Origin of the sequence: Collinsella sp. D33t1_170424_A12, from assembly GCF_015554865.1 — a bacterium.
Taxonomy (GTDB): Bacteria; Actinomycetota; Coriobacteriia; order Coriobacteriales; family Coriobacteriaceae; genus Collinsella.
Genome location: NZ_JADNJJ010000055.1, coordinates 1 through 1,785, shown reverse-complemented (window position 1 = coordinate 1,785; position 1,785 = coordinate 1). Strand labels below are relative to the sequence as shown.

Here is a 1,785-nt window from a genome sequence, read left to right as displayed (position 1 = left end):
GCTTCCGTTCACGCTACCACCGACACGCTCGACCTGGGCGCCGTGGTGCTGCCCAACCTCGAGCAGGACAACACCGACCGCAACCGCACGAGTCCGTTCGCCTTTACGAATAACAAGTTCGAGTTCCGCGCCGTGGGCTCCGAGGCCAACGTGTCCGACGCCAACATGGTGCTGGACACCGCCGTGGCGCAGGCGCTGCGCGACTTCGCCGACGCGCTCGAGGGCACGCCGGCAGACGAGTTCGCCGACGCCGCGTTGGCCTACTGCGCCGAGCACCTGCGCGAGCACCGTCGCATCCTGTTCTCGGGCGACGGCTATTCCGAGGCATGGCACGAGGAGGCGGCTGCCCGCGGCCTGGTGAACCTGCCTACGACCGCCGAGGCCCTGCCCGCGTTCGTCGCGCCTAAGAACCTCGCGCTCTTCGCCGAGATGGGCGTGCTCACCGAGGCCGAAGCGGCGTGCCGCTACGAGGTGAAGCTCGAGAAGTACAACAAGCTCATGAATATCGAGGCAACCACGATGGTGCGCGAGGCGCGCCGCACGTACCGACCGGTCATCACCGCGTATGCAACGAAGGTGGCAAAGGGTCTCGAGACCATCCGCGCCGCCGGGGCCGAGGCTGCCATGGTCTTCGAGCAGGAGACGCTCAACGAGCTGTGCGAGGGCATCACGGCTATCAACATGTCCATCGCAAAGCTCGATCAGCTGCACACCAAGGCCGAGGCCGTCCAGGACGGGCAGTCCCAGGCTGAGGTCTACGCGCACGAGGTCGTGCCCGCGATGGCCGAGCTCCGCGCCGCGGTGGACGCGATGGAAGAGATCGTTGCCGCCGACTACTGGCCGGTGCCCACGTACGACGACATCCTCTTCTACGTGTAGGAGGCTTCTCCACGTTGCTTGGGGTGTAATTCCAATTTGACGCAACCGCGACCGAAGATTTCTGCTATACTGTCACGCGCTGTCCCCATCGTCTAGCGGCCTAGGACGCCACCCTTTCAAGGTGGATATCACGGGTTCGAATCCCGTTGGGGGCACCATCGAATGATCAAGCCCGGTTCCCTGGTGAGCCGGGCTTTTTTCCGCCATGAGCCGGGGTTCGAACCGGGAGGTCGCGAGGCTGCGGAAACAGCGTGAGCTGTTTTCCAGCGAGCGTGCGAGGGCGCCGCGCCGCCCGAAGCCGCGGATTCGCGTGAGCGAATACGCGAATCCCGTTGGGGGCACCATCGAATGATCAAGCCCGGTTCCCTGGTGAGCCGGGCTTTTTGCTGTCGAGCCTCAAGGAGGGCGAGTATGCAGGCACGAACTATCACGACCGCGGGTATATCCGTCGCGCTGCTAGCGGTGTCGGCATGGTTCACCGTGCCGCTGGGCCCCGTTCCATTCACGCTGCAGACCATGGTGCTGGCGATGCTTCCCGCTGCGCTCGATCGTAAGACGGCGTGCGCTGCGGTGGCGGTCTACCTGCTGGTGGGAGCCATCGGCGCGCCCGCGTTCTCGGGTTTCGGCGCCGGAGCGGGCGTGCTCGCCGGTCCTACGGGCGGTTACCTGTGGGGTTTCCTGCTGGGCATGCTGGCGGCCACGACCATCGCGCGTGCGCTGTCCGGCCGCCTGTCCCGTTTCGCTGCTTCGCTTGCGGGCGATATCGCCATGCTTCTGATCGCCTATGCGTGCGGCACGTTGCAGTTCATGATGGTGGCGTCGCTCGATGCCGCCTCGGCGCTGATGCTCGCCGTCGTTCCGTTCGTAGTGCCCGACCTCGTAAAGCTTGTGGTGGGCGCTCGCATC

General features: G+C 65.5%; 1 protein-coding gene, 1 tRNA gene and 1 pseudogene. All 3 read left to right on the top strand.

What is annotated here, in order from left to right:
• Positions 1–879, top strand: a pseudogene (locus I2E26_RS02740) (glutamine synthetase type III); the annotation flags it as partial.
• Between the two features lie 81 nt (positions 880–960).
• Positions 961–1,037: transfer RNA gene (locus I2E26_RS02735), tRNA-Glu, on the top strand.
• 253 nt (positions 1,038–1,290) lie between these two features.
• Positions 1,291–1,785, top strand: a 495-nt coding sequence (locus I2E26_RS02730) for a biotin transporter BioY (protein ID WP_195419528.1), incomplete at its 3' end; no start/stop codon positions are given.